Raw genomic sequence first — 19,320 nt, forward strand, 5'->3', positions numbered from 1 at the left:
TGAAGTGTGAATATTATTTGTTCATGGTTGGGGTTATAAAAGGGTTTTCTTTTGTAATACTACAATTATCAACTAGAAATAAAGTTTCTTGATTTTTGGAGAGTGCAACCCCGTGAGGAACGATAAACTCGTCCCCCAGGCAATAAAGTTGCGAAGATTGCTCGTCATAGGAATAGAGCCCAGTGGGCAAATCGCTTTGTGGTCTAAAGCCCTGGTAATAGCCATAATCGGGGTCAGTAAAAAAGAAGTGGGAATTCGCCTGAGCCACTTTGTTAGGTGAATTGAATGGTAGCCCCTTAAAACTGTCAACAATAATCTCACGATAAAAAGTATTTAAGTTGATGCGGCTAATACAACCAGGATTATTATTGAAACCCTGTTCAGCTACCAGTAGATGGTTCTTATCAGCAGCTAGGCACATACCATTTGCCATATTGCTTCGCTCAATAATGGTATGAACGGACTTATCTTTGAAATCGAAATAACGAATCGCCGATGGTATGGTGTAATCATTTGAAGGCTTGGAGGTAAAATATAATCTCTTTTGCCAGTCTACCCATACGAGGCCTTCATGTGCATCGGTTTCAACTAACAGATGAAGGCGATGTTTCACAGATTAATCCTTTACTCACCATCTATTGATCAGTGCTATACAGGCTTGTTGCCTGTCAGTCGTCTATTTTGCAAGCTGTTTTTTACAGGTTGATAAAATATTGGCTTAAAAATCTTATAATAGCAGAATTGGCTTTTCTTAAATGTGCATCTAAGGACCACTTCCTGCCACCAGTTAGCGCAAACGTCAGGCAGATGAAAGACCAAAATAAAGGATATTCCCATCCCCCATAAAAGGTTTGCTCTACGCCATTAATGGTAATGCCGCTTTTTAAAATTAAGGGCTCCCTGCAAAATTCTGTGAGCCGCTCTGAAATCAGAAAACTGCTCTTTAAGGTTGCAATTGCTCCGTTGCACCACTTGCAAAGGGCCATAGCCATTCGCGGTGAGCAGGGACTAAATTCTGTCGCTTTCAAGGCCCAAAGTTGTATTATGGAATTGTTCAGAGGTCCCTAAAATATAAATAATCTCGTCATCACTGCAGTAATTATTGGCTTTGGCAGGTCGATTTATGGGAAAACTAAACAATAAAGTCGCCATTGTCGTTGGCGGCAATGAAGGTATCGGTGAGGGAACCGCTCGTCGCTTTGCAGAGGAGGGCGCCAAGGTGGCTATTTTGGCACGGCGTGCCTTAGAGGGGCGTAAGGTTGAACAATCTATTCTCGCCTCCGGAGGGGAGGCCGCTTATATTTCCTGCGATGTCACTGATAACAATTTAGTGAGCCAGGCTGTGATGGAGGTTATCCACCGTTATGGGGCTATCAATGCTTTATTTTACGGTGCAGGTACCGGCGCCCCAAATATGTTCCCCTATGAGAACTTACAAGAGTGGGAGGAAGTGTTTAAAGTCAATATGACAGGCTGCTTCCTGATGTGTAAGGCAGTCTGGCCTTACCTGATAGGTGCTGGTGGTGGGGCCATTATCAATGTGTCCTCACTGGCAGCACAGAGTGCACCCACGGATAATCAATTGGATCAAGTCGGTTTCCTGCCATCAGCCTCCTATTACGCTTCCAAGGCTGGGGTGGAAGCCTTTACCCGCTATATTGCCGGGATTGGAGCCCGCCACAATATTAGAGCGAACTGCTTGCGCCCGGGGCAAATACTGACCGAAGCAGTTACTTCTCCAGATGGCAAACATGTTTTTGCTAACTTCCTCGAGACCGCACAAATGTTGAAGGGGCCGGGCTACCCTCACGATATTGCTAATGCGGCAGTATTCCTGGCCTCTGATGACTCCCGCTTCATTACTGCGGAAACGCTTAATGTCGATGGTGGCTTAGTGGCGAAGGTGTGAACCCCGCTGGTTCGGTAGTAAGCCAAAGACTTGGGCACCAGCCAATTAATACGATTGAGCGTCTATATAACTCATTCAGTCTATTTATAATGGGCGGCTATTTTGCCTTCCGGAAACGATTATGCCGAGACCCAAGTCCACTGTTTCTCTGGATGAGGTGCACTGGGGTGCGCTGAAAACCCTATTTCCTTATTTGTTGGAGTTCCGCCGGGCTGTCGCCCTAGCAATCTTGTGCTTGATTGGGGCGAAAGTGGCCGGAGTTACCCTGCCATTTATCCTCAAGCATATCGTCGACAATCTGGATAATGCCGGCGGTATTGCCCAGGCCATTGCACTGCCGCTAGGGCTTTTATTAGCTTATGGTGCGGTGCGATTTTCCAGCACCTTATTTGGTGAATTGCGGGATACCATTTTTGGTCGGGTAACCGAGCGGGCTCAGCGCCGGGTTGGCCTGGAAGTATTTCAACACCTGCACAAACTGGACCTGGATTTCCATCTGGACCGACGCACCGGTGGGCTCTCCCGAGATATTGAACGTGGCAATAGCGGCATCGGCTTTTTGATGCGTTTTATGGTGTTCAATATCGTGCCAACCCTGGTGGAAATTGCCATGGTGGCCGGCTTGCTTTGGTGGAATTACAGCGGTGTGTTTGCCCTGGTGGTAGTGGTCGCCGTGTTTGTTTATATCGGTTTCTCTGTATTGGCTACCGAATGGCGCACCCGTTTTGTGCGGGCCCTGAATGAGGCAGAATCCCAGGCAAGCAGCCGTGCCGTGGACAGCCTGCTCAACTATGAAACGGTAAAATATTTTGCCAATGAGCGGCATGAATCGAATCACTACGATCGAGAGCTTGCTGTCTGGGAGCGGGCTAGGCGTAAAAATCGCTTATCCCTGTTTAGCTTAAACACGGGCCAAGCATTCATCATCGCCAGTGCCATGTGTGCGGCTATGATACTGGCGGCGGTAGGTGTGACCAAAGGACAGATGACCATCGGGGATTTTGTTTTGGTTAATGCCTTTATGATGCAAATTTTTATTCCGCTGAATTTTCTCGGTTTTGTTTACCGGGAGATGAAAGGGGCTTTGGCCAATATTGAAAAGATGTTCTCTCTGCTTTCGGTTAAGCCTGCGGTGGCAGATAAGCCTAAAGCCCAGGATTTGTTGGTATCGGAAGGTCGTATTGAATTTGATGCCGTGCGCTTTGGCTACAAAGACAATCGTGAAATTTTGCGCCAGGTTAGTTTCTCTGTGTCACCGCGCCAAAAGGTGGCGATTGTAGGGGCCAGCGGGGCTGGTAAATCCACCCTGTTTAAGTTGTTGTTCCGTTTTTATGACGTGAGCGGTGGGGCTATTCGTATTGATGGTCAGGATATTCGCGCCGTGAGCCAGGAATCCCTGCGCCGCGCGATCGGTGTAGTGCCCCAGGATGCCGTGCTATTCAACCAGTCGATCAAAGATAATGTGCGCTATGGGCGGGTTGATGCCACTGATGAGGAAGTGATGGCCGCAATTCATCATGCGCATCTGTCGGACTTTGTTCGCCAGCTTCCCCAGGGAGTGGATACCTTGGTAGGCGAGCGCGGCCTCAAGCTCTCCGGCGGTGAGAAACAGCGGGTTGCTATCGCACGGGCGCTGCTTAAAAAACCGCCGATTATGATCTTTGATGAAGCCACTTCCTCTCTGGACAGCCGATCTGAGCGCGGCATTGTCGCCTCCTTAAAGGAAATTGCCCGCGAGCAGACCACATTGGTGATTGCCCACCGCCTCTCCACAGTGGTGGATGCCGATAAAATTTTGGTTATGGACCAGGGCCAGATTGTGGAGCAGGGCTCCCATAATCAGCTGCTGGAGGAGGGCGGGCACTATGCGACCCTGTGGCGTATGCAACAACAGGAGCGTACGGTTGGAATAGGGGAGGAATCGGCTTTGACTTCCCAAGTTGCGGAGCCCTGAAGACCTATCTTGATAATTGTGCGCAGCCAGACTAATGTGGCGCCGAAACAAAAAAACGATAGGCAGAGCGATATGACCATCCCCTTTCACACCACCAAGATCGCTGCCGCACTGCTGGCCCTGGCGCTGGTGGGCGGCTGTAGCAAAGACAAACAGTCCGAGGAAATCCGTAAAGACGAAGCCGAGGCGCAGATCGTTGAATCTGAGACGGTCACTCCACCCGCAGGGCAAGCCATAGAAAATGCCGATAAGCGCTTTGATATTTATGTACCGGTAGAACTCACCGCTGACATGAGCGATCTCACCGCGAACCAGCGAAAAATGATCGGCCTGCTGATCGATGCCAGCCGGATCATGGATCAACTGTTCTGGCTGCAGTCGTACGGCCCGGCAGAAGTACTGCTGCCCGATATCGAGGACAACCGCGCGCGCAAGTTTGCCGAGATTAATTACGGTCCCTGGGATCGCCTCAATGACAACAAGCCGTTTATTACCGGCTACGGCCCGAAACCCCTGGGTGCCAACTTCTATCCGGCAGATATGACCCGCGAAGAGTTTGAGAACTGGGACCAACCGGGAAAAGATGGCCTTTACTCTCTGGTGCGTCGGAACGATGCCGGCAAGCTGGAGCTGATTCCCTACAGCAAAGCCTACAATGCTGACCTGAAGAAGGCTGCGGATATCCTGCGCCAGGCAGCTTCACTGGCGGAAAGTAAAGAGTTCGCTCATTACTTGATTATGCGCGCGGATGCATTGCTCAATGATAATTTCCGTCCCAGCGACATGGCTTGGATGGACATGAAGGAAAATGATATCGACGTAGTGATCGGGCCCATCGAAAATTACGAAGATCAGATGTTCGCCTATCGCACGGCCTATGAGTCTTATGTACTCCTCAAAGATAAAGAGTGGAGTAAGAAGCTGGCCAAGTTTGCTGCGCTGTTGCCTGAACTACAGGAAGGCCTGCCGGTAGAGGAAAAGTACAAAGCCGAAGAGCCGGGTACCGATTCCGACCTGAATGCCTACGATGTACTCTTCTACGCGGGTCACAGCAATGCGGGTTCCAAGACCATCGCCATTAACCTGCCTAATGATGAAGAAGTGCAGCTGGCGAAAGGCACTCGTCGGCTACAGCTGAAAAATGCTATGCGCGCTAAGTTCGATAAGATCCTGGTGCCCATCAGCGATGTGTTGATTGCGCCGGATCAGCGTAAGCACATCACATTCCCCGCTTTCTTTGCTAATACCATGTTCCACGAAGTGGCACACGGCCTAGGTATTAAGAAGACTGTGACTGGCGGGGCAAATGTGCGTCAGGCACTGAAGGAGACTTCCTCCTCCCTGGAAGAAGGCAAAGCGGATATTCTCGGCCTGTATATGGTGACCCGCCTGCATGAGAAGGGGGAGATCCAAGAAGGTGAACTGATGGATAACTACGTTACCTTCTTGGCCGGTATTTTCCGCAGTGTGCGCTTCGGTGCAGCCAGTGCCCACGGTAAAGCCAATATGATGCGCTTTAACTTTTTTAAAGAGCAGGGCGCCTTTACCCGTGACCCGAAAACCGGGCAGTACAGCGTGGATTTCGAAAAAATGCAGCAGGCTATGACCAATCTATCGCGCCTGATCCTCACTATCCAAGGTGATGGTAACTACGACCAAGCTAAAGCTCTGCTTGCCGAAAAGGGCGTTATTGGCCCCGAGTTGCAGTCCGATTTGGACCGACTGGCTGAAGCGAATATTCCTGTCGATGTTACTTTTATCCAGGGCAAAGAAGTGCTTGGATTAAAATAAGCAAAAAACTACCTTCAAAAACCCGGCTCCTGCCGGGTTTTTTGTTTTGATATTTTTCTAGGGAGCCGGATGCCTATATAGATGTGTGAAGCATGAGAGGTAATCAATAATTTGGTGATGGCATTTTTATTGTTGTGATTTTTTAGGCTAGCCTCTTTGTGTATCTTTGCCTGGAAAGAAAGCTTCGATAGGTTGGAGTCTCTGATGGGAAAAAGAGTGGACCTATTGTGATTACCTTGTTATCTGGCTGTAAGATTGATTCTTAAATTTTTTAAGGCTAAACATGGAACGTATTTTATACATTGGTACAAAGAATGCCTCCACTTGGGCATTTCGAGCATGGCTTCCTTTAAGGGAGCTGGGTATTGATTTTAAAGAGCAGGTTGTTGATATTCGCAAGCCACAGCGTTTCAACAATCTTCGTAGAGTTGGTGAGATCTCCCCAGCTGCTTCAGTGCCTGTACTGATGGAGAACCAAAGTATCATCTTTGATTCTTTGGCTATTATGGAGTATGTCAATGATATTGGTGGTGGAAATTTATTGCCTTCAGATCCCTTGCTAAGGGCTAGAGCGCGATCCTTCTTAAGCTGGCAGCATGCGGGACTCTCAGGGCTATGTCCACGGCTATCTTTTGAAAGTGCTTTTTATCCCGATAAACGGCAGATGAGCCAGGAAGAGCAAATAGATGCAGAGCGGTTGTTTCGTTGTTGGGAGCAAGAACTTAGCCTTAGTGGCGGCCCTTACCTATGTGGTGATCTCTCCCTGGCCGATCTCGCACTGGTACCCACGGTAATCAGAATTTATTCTCACCGCCCTCAAATGCGAAGCTGGCCTCTGACCCACCAGTGGATAAAAAGGCTTCTTGCTAGAGAGAGTGTGGAAGAGTGGATGTCGGAAGCCAGGAGCCTGCCCCCGATTATCCTGGATAATTATCGCTAATTAAGAAGAGTTCAGTTTTATTGCATTGGGCTGCACAGAGGGCAAACCTTTAGAGGTAATGCCCTGGTCTTTCTTTCCATCTTCTCCCCGTTGTCTTTTAATGGCGTGTATAGCCTGAAAAAAGAAGGAAGCCACGTATTTTCTGTGGGGAATCCCGCAAATGTGAACCTATAGGTTATGCAAGAGAAAAAGGCGACTAAAATAGGGTGTGATATACGTCAGATTCGCCTAATGGAGTTGGGCGGCCAATACCTAAAAATTAAGGATAATCATTGGAACAATGAAAATACCAGCCCTGGTTCTCGCCTTTTTCTTCAGTCAGTATGCACAAGCATCTTGCCAGTTAGAGGAGTATGAGCGTTTTCTGAACACCCAGAGTTTGGTGATGTTAGAGGCGTCTGTGCAATTGTTTGAAGAGGATAAAGATAAGTTCAAGATAATAAAGCCGTTTGTAAAACTGGAAGTTAGAAATAATAAGCTGAAAGTTTATATCGCCAAGAAACTGAGTGAGCTTAATCCAGAAGTATTAAATCTAAAGGGACCGATAGCAAACTATGTTCCCAGCGTCTCTGTTCAAATAATGCCGGATGGCTCAATTCGGGATAAGGTTGATCTGGCAATGTCCAAGGATCAATTTTATAGAAGCGAAAAATCGGCGATGAAGCCAGTTGAAAAGCTATACCTCTATCATGAAGGTATGACAGATTCGGAGAAGAAGCGCTTTCTTTCTGCCAGGAACTCATTGAGTGAACATATGGAAACCAATGAGCAGTTTGAATTTATGAAGCGTGCTTTCACAACTTCTCTGGCAAGTGTTTGCCCTTTGGATTAGCCGGCTAAAAAATTTTCTTTGTTTCTTTAAACTACTGCGCATGCCCCTTGTGAGATTTTTAGCCAAGTATTGAACACGCATTATCTCATTGTTAGCGCATCGTTTCTATTTAAGGGGCATCTGAATGCCCCTTTTAAGTTTCTGCTGTGGTTGCATTTTGATGATCGCCCTGTATTGTCAGCGCTATTGATAGTAATCTCTGCTTTTCCCTTTAGGATGGATAGTGCAGAAAAATATGGAGATTAATCTTTATCAGGTGGATGCTTTTGCGTCTGAAGTGTTTTCCGGTAACCCGGCAACGGTTTGTCCTTTAGAAGAGTGGTTGCCAGATATACAGATGCAAAGAATTGCTGAGGAAAATAACTTATCTGAAACAGCATTTTTTGTACCCGAGGGTGATGGTTACAGGCTGCGTTGGTTTACCCCTGAAGCTGAAGTGGATCTCTGTGGTCATGCCACTCTGGCGACGGCCCATGTGTTATTTAAGCATTTGTCCTATAAAAGGCCTGTCATCCACTTTGAGACTCGCAGTGGTCTACTAAAAGTGGAAGCTTGTGAAGATGGCTATAAGATGTATTTTCCCGCCAGTGTGCCCACTCCGGTTGAGTGTCCTTCCTGTTTGCCCGACGCTTTGGGTGTAGCACCGCTACAAACTTTGGCTGCGTTTGACTATATCGTTGTGCTAAATAGCGAGGCTGAATTAAAAAGCATTAAGCCGAATTTTATGCTGCTTGCTGAGTTAGATTTAAGAGGAGTCGTCATTACCGCACCGGGGGATCACTGTGACTTTGTCAGCCGCTGTTTTTACCCCAAGCTGCGGGTAAATGAGGATCCAGTAACCGGTTCCGCACACTGTGAGCTTGCCCCCTATTGGAGTCAGGTATTGGGGAAATCGCGTCTTAGTGCCAGGCAGCTGTCAAAGAGAGGTGGTGTGTTGACGTGTGAGGTTGTCAATAATGAGGTCATACTTATTGGCCAAGCGGTCGATTATATGTGCGGTAAAATAGTGCTTTAATGACATTTTTAATAAAAAAAGCCCCGAAACACCGGGGCTTTTCTGTTTTGATTATAAAGTCATTACTCCTGGCTTATTGGTACCGCACAGGTGAGATAGACATCTAGCTTGTTGTTGCTAAGCTCCAGGCCTCTAAGGGTCAGGCGAACCTGATTAAAGTCTGCCCGGGTATTTGCGAGTAGCAGGCGGTGATTCCGCGCACCGTTGACCTTAAAGGGCGCCAGCCTATAGCCGCTGATATTTTCACCTGTGGCTGTTCCATCCAGGTAGGTACTGATGGTAATACTATTCAGGTAAATAAGATCCAGCAGGGAGTTGGTATTCTCCACCAGGAAGCTGACCATATAGCGCCCAGTTCTTACATCTTCATGGTTGACCTGGATATAAGTGCTACCTCCAGCGCCCCTCGCTACTTCCATTCTGGCGGCATCGGATAGTATGCCGTTGCTTACCTTGCCCAAAGAAGTTACAGAACAGCCCTCGCAGGGGGCATTGATACCATGCGCCAGTTCAGTGCTGGCCCCATCCATTATTTCTAGCCCCTCGAAGCTTGTGCAGGAGAGGAGGGTGTCAAAATCACAGACATCGCCAATGCCGTCCTGATCAGAGTCTTCGCCATTTGGATTCCAACTTTGTGGGCAGTTGTCCAAGGCATTTTCCACTCCGTCGTTATCCACATCGGGGTCGCAGGCATCTCCTAGTCCGTCTCCATCACTATCGCTTTGGGTTGGGTTGGAAATAGCTGGGCAGTTATCTGCGCTGTCATCCAGGGTGTCATTATCGACATCACTATCACAGGCGTCCCCATTGCCATCATCATCACCGTCTTCCTGTCCTGGGTTTGGCACATGGGGGCAATTGTCTAGGTTGTCCTCGACACCATCACCGTCGAGGTCATTATCACAGTGGTCACCGGAGCCGTCGCTGTCGCTATCGGTTTGATCGTTGGGTACAAAGGGACAGTTATCTTGCCCATTGGCCGTGCCGTCTCCATCCCAGTCAATATCACAGCTATCTCCATTGCCGTCCTTATCCTGATCCGCCTGATCCGGGTTTGTTACGGTTGGGCAGTTGTCTACTCCGTCGTCATAGCTGTCATTGTCACTATCGGTGTTTGTATCGCAAACATTGCCTATGCCATCCCCATCCCGGTCCTCTTGTAGGGTGTTGGAGGCGTTGGGACAATTGTCGTTAGCATTCTCGATGCCGTCATTATCCAGATCGGAATCACAGGCATCGCCGAGGGTGTCTCCGTCGCTGTCTTTCTGGTCGGCATTGGAGGCGTAGCGACAGTTATCAGCAGAGTCGTTGATGCCATCGTTATCATCATCGCTATCACAGATATCACCGTACTGGTCGTTATCATTATTTGCCTGATTCCGGTTGGGAATAGCCGGGCAGTTATCTACTTCGTTATCGCTGCCGTCGCCATCCAGATCACTGTCACAGGCGTCACCAATTCCATTTCCATCTCGGTCGATTTGACTGGTATTGGCAACGTTTACACAGTTGTCGAAGCTGTCGGGAATTAGGTCCCCGTCAATATCGGCGTTGTTATCACAGGCGTCGCCGAAACCGTCACCGTCGCTATCTGCCTGATCTGCCTGATCTGCATTCGGCTCAAGTGGGCAGTTGTCCGCATCGTTGTCCACGTCATCGCCATCCCGATCCGAGTCGCAGAGGTCGCCGAGGCCATCGCCATCGGTGTCGGTCTGGTCGGCGTTGGCTTCAAGTGGGCAGTTGTCGCTCTGGTCCTCAATGCCATCTGCATCATCGTCACCGTCGCAAAGGTCGCCCTGCCCATCAGAGTCGGTGTCAGTTTGATCGGCGTTGGAGACGTTGGGACAGTTATCGGCTTCATTCTCAGTGCCGTCGTTATCCCGGTCAGGGTCGCACACATTACCGAGACCATCGTTGTCTTGGTCCTCCTGGGCGGGATTCGGAGTGCTTGGACAGTTGTCGCCACTGTCTTCGATACCATCACCGTCATCGTCGTTATCGCAGGCGTTGCCTACGCCATCGCTATCGGTATCCACTTGATCTTCGTTGGGCACTTGCGGACAGTTGTCTACGCCATCGTCCAGACCATCGCTATCGGCATCACAAAGATCGCCAATGCCATCACTGTCTTGATCAGCCTGATCTGGGTTGGCGACATTTGGGCAATTGTCGAGGGTGTTGGTGTAGTCATCACCGTCACGATCGTTGTCGCAGCTATCGCCTACACCATCGTTGTCTATATCACCCTGTTCATGGTTCGCATCTGCAGGGCAGTTATCCTCTTCGTTTACCACTTCATCGCCATCGAGGTCTTCATCGCAGGCATTGCCAAGACCGTCACCATCACTATCTGCCTGATCGGTGTTGGCGACTTGTGGGCAGTTATCCTCGGAATCCAGGTGGTTATCATTGTCATCGTCGCTGTCACAAGCGTCACCGCTGCCATCACTGTCCAGATCCTCTTGAGAGGCGTTACTGATGCTGGGACAATTGTCATCGGAGTTTCGTATGCCGTCTCTATCACTGTCTGTGACATTGGAGCCGGGGAGTAAGTCTTCGGCGGCCCTACCTCTCCCTTTGTCGGAACCACAGGCGCTCAATAGCAGTAGAGAGAGAATAAATACAATCAGCGGTATTTTGGGCATGTTGAAAATCTCCGGGGACAAATCCTTTTTTGTTATCTGCTCGGCGAAGAAGTGGCCTATGGCTTGCGCGAAAAGAAGTGAAAATTAAATCGTCACTTTTTTATGGGTTCTTCCCGTTAGATAGATTTCGGGGGATAAATATCTGATATTTATTTCTTTTCAGATTAGATAAGCCACCGAATTTTCGATGTGGGTAAATATGTGTGTTTTCTCTGAATAAAGGTAATGATTGAGGAAATAAAGGCGGTTTATTTTGTGGGTTTTATTTTTTTCAATGAAAAAAAATAAAGTGGCCGACATTGATGTGGATGAATGAGTGGCAGGTGTCGCTATGCCTTTCTCTTCTGAACTGCTGGTGAGGTGGAAATTAATGACCCTGATTATTTTTATCGGTGGGAAGAGAATAATCAGATTCGCCAATTCATCGGCTAGCAAACAATAGCTGGTGCTGCCAGAAACGCTGTTTACTTGAATTATTTATCCAAGGTAGTGGCGACTGGATTCTTGTTTTGACCAGTTGGTCAGAAAGGTTTTTGACCAGTTCCGTTTTTGACTAGTTTATTGTGCGGCGTAGAAATAGACTGGAAGTCATATACGGGAGGGGCACATGAAAATTGATGCGGCAATTTGTTCTAGCGCGCGGCTTGCCCGTGATCGGCGCTTCGATGGGCGTTTTTTCACTGCGGTGAAGACGACCGGAATCTTTTGCCGCCCCATCTGCCCTGCGCGACCGCCCCTGGAGCGCAATGTCACCTATTTTGCCACTGCAGCCGAGGCGGCCAATGCCGGTTTTAGGCCCTGTCTGCGCTGCCGACCGGATTCTGCGCCGGGAAGCCCAGCATGGGGTCTGGTATCGACCACGGTGCAGCGGGCCTTGAAGTTAATGCGCAGTGAAAGGGAGCCGCAATCGGTGGAGCGATTGGCCGAGCGTCTCGGCGTCAGCAGCCGCTATCTACGTCGTTTATTTGCCGAGCACCTGGGTGTGAGCCCCTTGGCGGTGTGGCAGACTGAGCGAGCGTTGTTTGCTTTTCGCCTGTTACGCGATACCCACTTGCCTATCGCTGAAATTGCTTACGAGTCCGGTTTTAATAGCCTGCGTCGTTTTAATGGCGTTTTTAAGCAGATATATCAGCGCACCCCTTCCGAAGTGCGCAGAGAAGGGAGCGGTGATCAGTTAAAACCGGGAATTGCCACTCAAGTTCGCCTGTATCTTGATTACCGCCCACCGTTGGGCTGGTCTCAACTGTTGTCCTTTTTGGGCGCGCGTGCCCTGAAGGGCGTGGAACAGGTGGATGGAGAAGTCTATTCGCGCAGCATTGCCTTGGATGGCTGCCGCGGTTCGATTCGGGTATCTAATGACGCGGAGAGAAAACGCCTAGTGGTGGAGATCTCCGGCCAGGAAGGGGGGGCGGGGCTCTACCTGCTCAATCAGCGCCTGCGCCGTCTATTTGATCTGGATGCGGATATCGAGGAAATCCAAACGGCATTAAATGGCGACCCGCTGCTGGAAAGGCAGCTAACCCTACAGCCTGGGTTGCGTCTTCCCGGCGCCTGGGACCCGTTTGAATATGCCCTGCGGGCGATCCTCGGCCAGCAGATCAGCGTGGCGGCGGCAACCACTATCGCCGGGCGCTTGGTGGCTCGCTATGGGGAGTCTTTTATGGATGATGCTGGCGAAGAGCGATTTTTGTTTCCTACAGCGCAACAGCTCGCCGGGGCAGACTTTGCCGACTTGGGATTGACGCGCACTCGAGCCAAAACCCTGCGCGGGTTTGTTGCGGCAACTCTGGATGGCCGAGTGAATTTTGCCGAGCAATCCCTGGAAGCCTGGTGTGAGCAGGTTACTGCGCTGCCAGGTATTGGTGATTGGACCGCCCAATATATCGCCATGCGCGGGTTATCTATGCCGGATGCCTTTCCGTCTTCGGATCTGGGTATTCTGCAAGCGCTTGGCAGTGAGGGTGAAAAGGCAAAACCCAGGCAGGCCTTGGCACGGGCGGAACAGTGGCGGCCCTGGCGGGCTTATGGAGCCATGTTGTTATGGCAATCCCTGAAATCAGGAGATAAGAAATGATTGTTTACGAGTGTTACACCACGGAGTTGGGAGAGGTCGCCATCGCAGCCTGCGAAGAGGGTAGTGAAGGGGATAGTAAAGGGATCGTCGCTTTGCAGTTTTTTGATATGGAGCGGCCGCTTCGTGTGGGTTCTGGTTGGCAGAGGGGAGCTTCCGAGCTGACCGACAGGGCTGCGGACCAACTGCGCGAATTTATCGCCGGGCAGCGTCAAAGCTTCGACCTTCCCTTGGCGCCTAAGGGGACCGAGTTCCAGCGTTGTGTCTGGGAGGCACTGTTAAAGATTCCCTTCGGCGAAACCCGCAGCTATAGCGAGCAGGCCCGGTCGCTGGGTCAGCCCCGTGCCATTCGCGCAGTGGCGCGGGCCAACGGCGCCAATCCGATAGCGGTGGTGATTCCCTGTCACCGGGTGATCGGGGCCAATGGTAGTCTCACAGGATATGCCGGCGGTCTGTCACTAAAGGCTCGATTGCTTACCCTGGAGGGTGCTCATTTTGTAGCTCAAGGTGAGTTGCTTTAGGGCACAGTTGTTATGCGCTAGCCACATCCCCTTCGGAGCAGGATAATAAGCGGTTCGTAACCAGATCGAACCGGAGGCCAAATGCTGTACAGATTGGGGGATAAACAGCCACAACTGGAAGGTGAGGGCCACTATATTGCGCCCGGTGCCCATGTAATTGGTGATGTGCGCATGCTTGCCCATAGCTCTGTGTGGTTTAACGCGGTGGTTCGCGGTGACTGTGCGCAGATTACCATCGGCGAAAATACGAATGTGCAGGATGGCGCCGTGCTGCATGCGGATCCCGGGACGCCATTAACCATCGGCACCGGTGTCACCGTAGGCCATAAAGTGATGCTGCACGGCTGTGACATTGGTGACTACAGCCTGATAGGTATTAATGCCGTGATCTTAAACCGGGCCAAAATCGGCAAGTGCTGTATCATTGGCGCCAATGCGCTGGTGACCGAGGGCACAGAAATCCCCGATTACTCTATGGTGCTGGGCTCTCCCGGCAAGGTAGTAAAATCTCTCGATCCCGCCACCTACGAGCTGCTCAAAGCCAGCAGCGATCACTATGCGGCCAACGGCAAATATTTTGCCAGTGAGCTGGTCCCGCTCGAGTCTCTTGAGGCTAAATCTTGAGGTTTAAAGAAGTTGTCTGAACAACCGGTAAAAACCGTGGAGCCGAAAGAGCGCCCGGTGAAATCCCCCTGTATCTCCGTATGTGCCCTGAATGAGCAGGACCTGTGCGAGGGCTGTTTTCGCAATGGTAACGAAATCAGCCGCTGGGGCTCAATGAACAATGATGAGCGCCGTGCAGTGTTAAAGCTCTGCACCGAGCGCGCGCGGCAAATGGGCCGAATCTGGTAAACAATCGATAGCGCTTTGTCGGGGCCGGGCCTCGCAGGGCCCGGAACTAAACGCGACTATGACTCAACCCTTTGTCCACCTAAGAATTCACTCGGAATTTTCCCTGATCGATGGCCTGGTACGTATCAAACCGGCCATTGCCCGTGCCCAGGAGCTGGAAATGCCGGCCCTGGCGATTACCGACCAGTGCAACCTCTACGGCCAGATCAAGTTCTACCGGGCCTGTTTGGGTGCCGGTATCAAGCCAATTACCGCAGCGGATTTTTGGCTCAGCGAGGGCGGCGAAGGCAAGCCCACGCTAATCACGCTTTATGCGATGAATGCCGATGGCTATCGAAATGTCACCGAGCTGATCTCCCGCGCCTGGATGGAGGGCCAGTACCATGGTAACGCTTATATCAAGCGCGAGTGGGTGAAAGAGTACAGCGATGGGGTGCTGATGCTGTCTGGTGCCAAGTACGGCGATGTAGGCCGAGCCTTGGTTGCGGGGCGTCGCGCCCAGGCAGAGGAACTGGCACGGGAGTGGGCGGAGTTATTTCCCGGCCGCTATTACCTGGAGTTACAGCGCACCGGTCGCGCTGGCGATGAAGACTACCTGCATTCGGCGGTGGATTTGGCACAGACACTGAATTTGCCAGTGGTGGCCACTAACGATGTGCGCTTTATGGAAGAGAGCGAGTTCGAGGCCCACGAGGTGCGTGTCTGTATCCACGAAGGTCGTGCCCTCGACGACCCCCGCCGCGAGCGCCGCTATTCCGCCGAACAGTATTTCCGTACACCGGAAGAGATGTGGGAGCTATTTGGCGATATCCCCGAAGCCCTGGAAAATACCGTGGAGATCGCCAAACGCTGCTCCGCGCCAATCCAGTTGGGTAAATACTTCTTACCGGAGTACCCCATTCCCGAGGGTATGACTGAGGACCAGTTCTTCGAGAAGGTCTCCTACGAGGGCATGGAGCGGCGCCTCGCCACCATCCTCGACAAATCCGCTGCGGACTATGCCGAGCGTCGCAAGGTCTATGAGGACCGCCTGCGCTTTGAGCTGGATATCATTATCCAGATGGGATTCCCCGGCTACTTCCTGATCGTGATGGACTTTATTCAGTGGGCCAAAGACCACGATATCCCGGTGGGCCCGGGGCGGGGTTCCGGTGCCGGCTCCCTGGTGGCCTACTCGCTGGATATTACCGATCTGGACCCGCTGCAATACGATCTGCTGTTCGAGCGATTCCTCAACCCGGAGCGGGTGTCGATGCCCGACTTCGATATCGACTTCTGTATGGAGAAGCGCGACCGGGTAATTGGTTACGTTGCGGATAACTATGGCCGCCAGGCGGTGAGCCAGATTATTACCTTCGGCACCATGGCCGCAAAGGCGGTGGTGCGGGACGTGGCGCGGGTACAGGGCAAGTCCTACGGCCTCGCCGACAAGCTGTCCAAAATGATTCCCCCGGACGTGGGTATGACCCTGCAAAAGGCCTTCGACCAGGAAGAGATCCTGCGGGAATTCCTCGACCACGATGACGAGGGCCAGGAAATCTGGGAGATGGCCCTGCAGCTCGAAGGGGTGTCCCGTAACGTGGGCAAGCACGCCGGTGGTGTCGTTATCGCCCCCACCAAGCTCACCGATTTTGCGCCGCTTTACTGTGACGAGACCGGCGCGGGCCTGGTCACCCAGTTCGATAAAAACGATGTGGAAGATGCGGGCCTGGTGAAGTTCGACTTCCTCGGCCTGCGGACGCTGACCATCATCGACTGGGCCAAGCGCATGGTGGACGAGACCCGTGCGCGCGAGGGTGAGGAGCCCCTGGATATTGCCGCGCTGCCGCTGGACGATGAAGAAACCTTCAAAATGCTCAAAAGAGCGGAGACCACCGCGGTATTCCAGCTGGAATCCCGGGGAATGAAGGACCTGATCAAGCGCCTGCAGCCGGACAACCTCGAAGACATGATCGCCCTGGTGGCCCTGTTCCGCCCGGGCCCACTGCAGTCGGGCATGGTGGATGACTTTATTAACCGGAAGCACGGCCGCGCCCAGGTGGCCTACCCGGATGCAAAATACCAGCACGAGAAGCTGAAACCGATCCTGGAGCCCACTTACGGGGTGATCGTTTACCAGGAACAGGTGATGCAGATCGCCCAGGAGTTGGCGGGTTATACCCTCGGTGGCGCCGACCTGTTGCGTCGGGCAATGGGTAAAAAGAAACCGGAGGAAATGGCCAAACAGAGGGCCACTTTTGAAAACGGGGCAAAAGAGCAAGGCATCGACCCCGAACTTGCGATTAAGATCTTCGACCTGGTAGAGAAGTTCGCGGGTTATGGCTTTAACAAGTCTCACTCGGCAGCTTACGCACTGGTGTCCTATCAAACGGCCTGGCTGAAAGCCCATTACCCGGCCCAGTTTATGGCGGCGACCATGTCTTCGGATATGGATAAGACCGATAAGGTGGTGACCTTTATCGAAGAGTGCCGCGCCATGGAGTTGGTGTTGGTGCCGCCGGATGTGAATCTGGGCAGCTTCCAGTTCTCGGTGGATATCGACAACCGCATTATTTACGGTCTCGGTGCTATTAAGGGCCTGGGTGAGGGGCCGATTGAAAATATTATTGCGGCGCGAAAGGAGGGCGGTCCCTTTACCGACCTGTTTGACTTCTGCTCCCGTGTCGATCCACGCAAGGTGAATAAGCGTGCATTAGAGGCGCTGGTGCGCTCCGGTGCTTTTGACACTATCGGGCCGGATACTGGCGGCAGCGATGGACTGGATTATTCCCGCGCGGTGCTGTTTAACGCACTGGATGAAGCGGTAAAGGCGGCGGAACAGCAAAAGGCCAATGCAAATGCCGGCATGATGGACCTATTCGGCGAGGTGGTGCCCCAATCTTCCGATGGCGATGTGTACGAGGATTTCCGTCGTACCCGCTGCTGGAGTATTCGCGAGCGCTTGGAGGGTGAGAAAAACACTCTGGGTCTGTACCTCACCGGCCACCCCATCGACGAATATGCCGATGAGTTACAGCACCTAGTCAAGGCGCGAATCGCCGATTTAAAACCCGGCCGTGAAGCACAAAAAGTGGCAGGTCTGGTGGTTGCCATGCGAGTGATGAAGACCAAGCGCGGTGATTCCATGGCTATTGTTACCCTGGATGATCGCAGCGGTCGCATTGAGGCGGCCATGTTCAGCGAGGCGTTTGGTGAGCACCGCGACAAGCTGGCCAAGGATGCATTGCTGGTACTCGAAGGCCCTGTAGCCAATGACGATTACAGTGGCGGTCTGAAAATGACCGTAAATGGGGTCTCCACCCTGGATGAGCTGCGCCAGAGCCGGGTGACCGGTGTGCGTTTGCAAGTCGATACCGGTGTTGTGGCACCTGGACTAGCCAAGCGCCTGGCCTCGTGTTTGCAGCCCTATACCGGCGGCCAGTGCGGGGTCAGCCTGGAAGTGTTGCGCCACGATGCGCGAGGTCTCTACCGCCTGCCTCCACAGTGGAATGTGGAGCCGAATGACCAGATGGTCCAGTCCCTACGGGAGCTGTTGGGCCGGGAGCGGGTGGCGCTTCAATACGCCGAACGGCGTTAAAGTCCACTGGGCTCGACTGGTCGGTTCTGTACAGTTAAGCTATGTCGCTGTGATTGCCCAGTGGCATGGAAAAGAGTTAAGGCGCAGATTTCATGAATTTCAACTTTCTCGAGTTTGAGCAGCCGATTGCAGAGCTGGAAAGCAAAATTAAAGAGTTGCAGCTGGTCGGGGACGACAATGAGCTGAATATCGCCGATGAAGTGACCCGACTGCGGGATAAGAGCAGAACTCTGACCGAGTCCATCTACTCAGATCTGAGCCCCTGGCAGGTAGTCCAGGTGGCCAGGCATCCGCAGCGGCCTTACTCCAAGGACTATATCGAGCGACTGTTTACCGATTGGGACGAGCTGCACGGCGATCGTCATTTCGGTGATGACAAGGCGATTATTGCCGGTATCGCCCGTTTAAATGGCAAGCCGGTCGCGGTGATCGGCGAAGAGAAGGGTCGTACTGTTAACGAAAAAGTCGCTCGTAACTTCGGTATGCCTAAGCCTGAGGGGTATCGCAAGGCGCTGCGTATTATGCAAATGGCCGAGCGCTTCAAAATGCCGGTGTTGACTCTGATCGATACTCCAGGGGCTTATCCGGGTATCGACAGTGAAGAGCGCGGGATCAGTGAGGCCATTGCCCAGAATCTGGCAGTGATGTCCCGTTTGCGCACGCCGATTATTTGCACCGTGATCGGTGAGGGCTCCTCCGGTGGCGCCCTGGCGATTGGCGTCGGCGATCAGCTTAATATGCTGCAGTACTCCACATACTTTGTGATTTCCCCTGAGGGCTGCGCGAATATTATCTGGAAAACCGTAGAGAAGGCCCCGCTGGCGGCTGAGGCTATGGGGGTGACTTCCAGTGTATTGGAAGAGTTGGGTATTGTGGATGAAACCATCCCCGAACCCCTCGGCGGTGCCCACCGCGATCCCGATGCTATGGCCGTGAGTCTGAAGGAGCGCCTCGGTGAGCAACTGGAGCAGCTAAGTGCTATCCCCATCGATGAGCTGCTGGAGAAGCGTTACCAGCGCCTGATGAGCTACGGCAATATCGTTTCTTAATATTCTCCGAGGGATAGCTCCCTATCACGGAGCTGTCCCTTTTTACGCTCCTGGTTTGCCCTCCTGGGAGCCCTGCCTCTTTTTATTCGATTCAAGCTGTCTGTTTTACGGCATCCCTTTATATTAGACCGGCCATTCGCCTCTTATTATTGATTCGCTTCGCT

Annotated in this window: 14 protein-coding genes; 12 read left to right on the forward strand and 2 right to left on the reverse strand. The window is 51.9% G+C overall.

The features are described from left to right. Positions 1-13: 13 nt before the first annotated feature. Positions 14-613, reverse strand: coding sequence for an SMP-30/gluconolactonase/LRE family protein (locus ACJJID_RS03055; RefSeq protein ID WP_444921433.1), 600 nt, complete (start codon positions 611-613; stop codon positions 14-16). A gap of 510 nt (positions 614-1,123) precedes the next feature. Here ACJJID_RS03055 and ACJJID_RS03060 point away from each other — a divergent pair. The 6 genes from ACJJID_RS03060 to ACJJID_RS03085 all read left to right on the forward strand — a co-directional run bounded on the left by ACJJID_RS03060 (position 1,124) and on the right by ACJJID_RS03085 (position 8,441). Continuing rightward, the gene (locus tag ACJJID_RS03060; protein WP_444921434.1) at positions 1,124-1,909 is read left to right on the forward strand and encodes an SDR family NAD(P)-dependent oxidoreductase; all 786 of its coding nucleotides are present in this window, start codon (positions 1,124-1,126) and stop codon (positions 1,907-1,909) included. A gap of 121 nt (positions 1,910-2,030) precedes the next feature. Further along, positions 2,031-3,863 carry an ABCB family ABC transporter ATP-binding protein/permease gene (locus ACJJID_RS03065; protein WP_444921435.1) on the forward strand — a complete coding sequence of 611 codons (1,833 nt, stop codon included), beginning with the start codon at positions 2,031-2,033 and terminating at the stop codon, positions 3,861-3,863. 72 nt (positions 3,864-3,935) lie between these two features. Next, positions 3,936-5,654, forward strand: coding sequence for a dipeptidyl-peptidase 3 family protein (locus tag ACJJID_RS03070; RefSeq protein WP_444921436.1), 1,719 nt, complete (start codon positions 3,936-3,938; stop codon positions 5,652-5,654). Positions 5,655-5,937: 283 nt separating this feature from the next. After that, positions 5,938-6,594 (forward strand): glutathione S-transferase family protein, encoded by a 657-nt coding sequence (locus tag ACJJID_RS03075; protein ID WP_444921437.1) that lies wholly within the window; start codon positions 5,938-5,940, stop codon positions 6,592-6,594. A gap of 280 nt (positions 6,595-6,874) precedes the next feature. Then, positions 6,875-7,426, forward strand: coding sequence for a hypothetical protein (locus ACJJID_RS03080; protein WP_444921438.1), 552 nt, complete (start codon positions 6,875-6,877; stop codon positions 7,424-7,426). 223 nt (positions 7,427-7,649) lie between these two features. After that, positions 7,650-8,441 (forward strand): PhzF family phenazine biosynthesis protein, encoded by a 792-nt coding sequence (locus ACJJID_RS03085; RefSeq protein WP_444921439.1) that lies wholly within the window; start codon positions 7,650-7,652, stop codon positions 8,439-8,441. Positions 8,442-8,503: 62 nt separating this feature from the next. On the opposite strand, the gene ACJJID_RS03090 is transcribed toward ACJJID_RS03085, so the two are convergent. Next, positions 8,504-11,086 (reverse strand): thrombospondin type 3 repeat-containing protein, encoded by a 2,583-nt coding sequence (locus ACJJID_RS03090; RefSeq protein WP_444921440.1) that lies wholly within the window; start codon positions 11,084-11,086, stop codon positions 8,504-8,506. A gap of 607 nt (positions 11,087-11,693) precedes the next feature. Between ACJJID_RS03090 and ACJJID_RS03095 the strand changes: the two genes are divergently transcribed. From ACJJID_RS03095 to ACJJID_RS03120, 6 genes are all read left to right on the forward strand, one after another. After that, positions 11,694-13,160 carry an AlkA N-terminal domain-containing protein gene (locus ACJJID_RS03095; RefSeq protein ID WP_444921441.1) on the forward strand — a complete coding sequence of 489 codons (1,467 nt, stop codon included), beginning with the start codon at positions 11,694-11,696 and terminating at the stop codon, positions 13,158-13,160. Further along, entirely contained in the window at positions 13,157-13,678 is a 522-nt protein-coding gene (locus tag ACJJID_RS03100) for a methylated-DNA--[protein]-cysteine S-methyltransferase (protein WP_444921442.1), read from the forward strand. Before ACJJID_RS03095 ends, ACJJID_RS03100 begins: the two co-directional genes overlap by 4 nt. An 81-nt stretch (positions 13,679-13,759) precedes the next feature. After that, on the forward strand, positions 13,760-14,302 hold the full coding sequence (locus tag ACJJID_RS03105; protein WP_444921443.1) for a gamma carbonic anhydrase family protein: 543 nt from the start codon (positions 13,760-13,762) through the stop codon (positions 14,300-14,302). Positions 14,303-14,314: 12 nt separating this feature from the next. Continuing rightward, the gene (locus tag ACJJID_RS03110) at positions 14,315-14,530 is read left to right on the forward strand and encodes a DUF1289 domain-containing protein (protein WP_444921444.1); all 216 of its coding nucleotides are present in this window, start codon (positions 14,315-14,317) and stop codon (positions 14,528-14,530) included. 58 nt (positions 14,531-14,588) lie between these two features. After that, entirely contained in the window at positions 14,589-18,107 is a 3,519-nt protein-coding gene (gene dnaE / locus ACJJID_RS03115; protein ID WP_444921445.1) for a DNA polymerase III subunit alpha, read from the forward strand. 92 nt (positions 18,108-18,199) lie between these two features. Beyond that, entirely contained in the window at positions 18,200-19,156 is a 957-nt protein-coding gene (locus tag ACJJID_RS03120; protein ID WP_444921446.1) for an acetyl-CoA carboxylase carboxyltransferase subunit alpha, read from the forward strand. The last annotated feature ends 164 nt before the right edge of the window (positions 19,157-19,320 follow it).

The sequence above is a fragment of the Microbulbifer sp. CnH-101-G genome, from assembly GCF_052466775.1.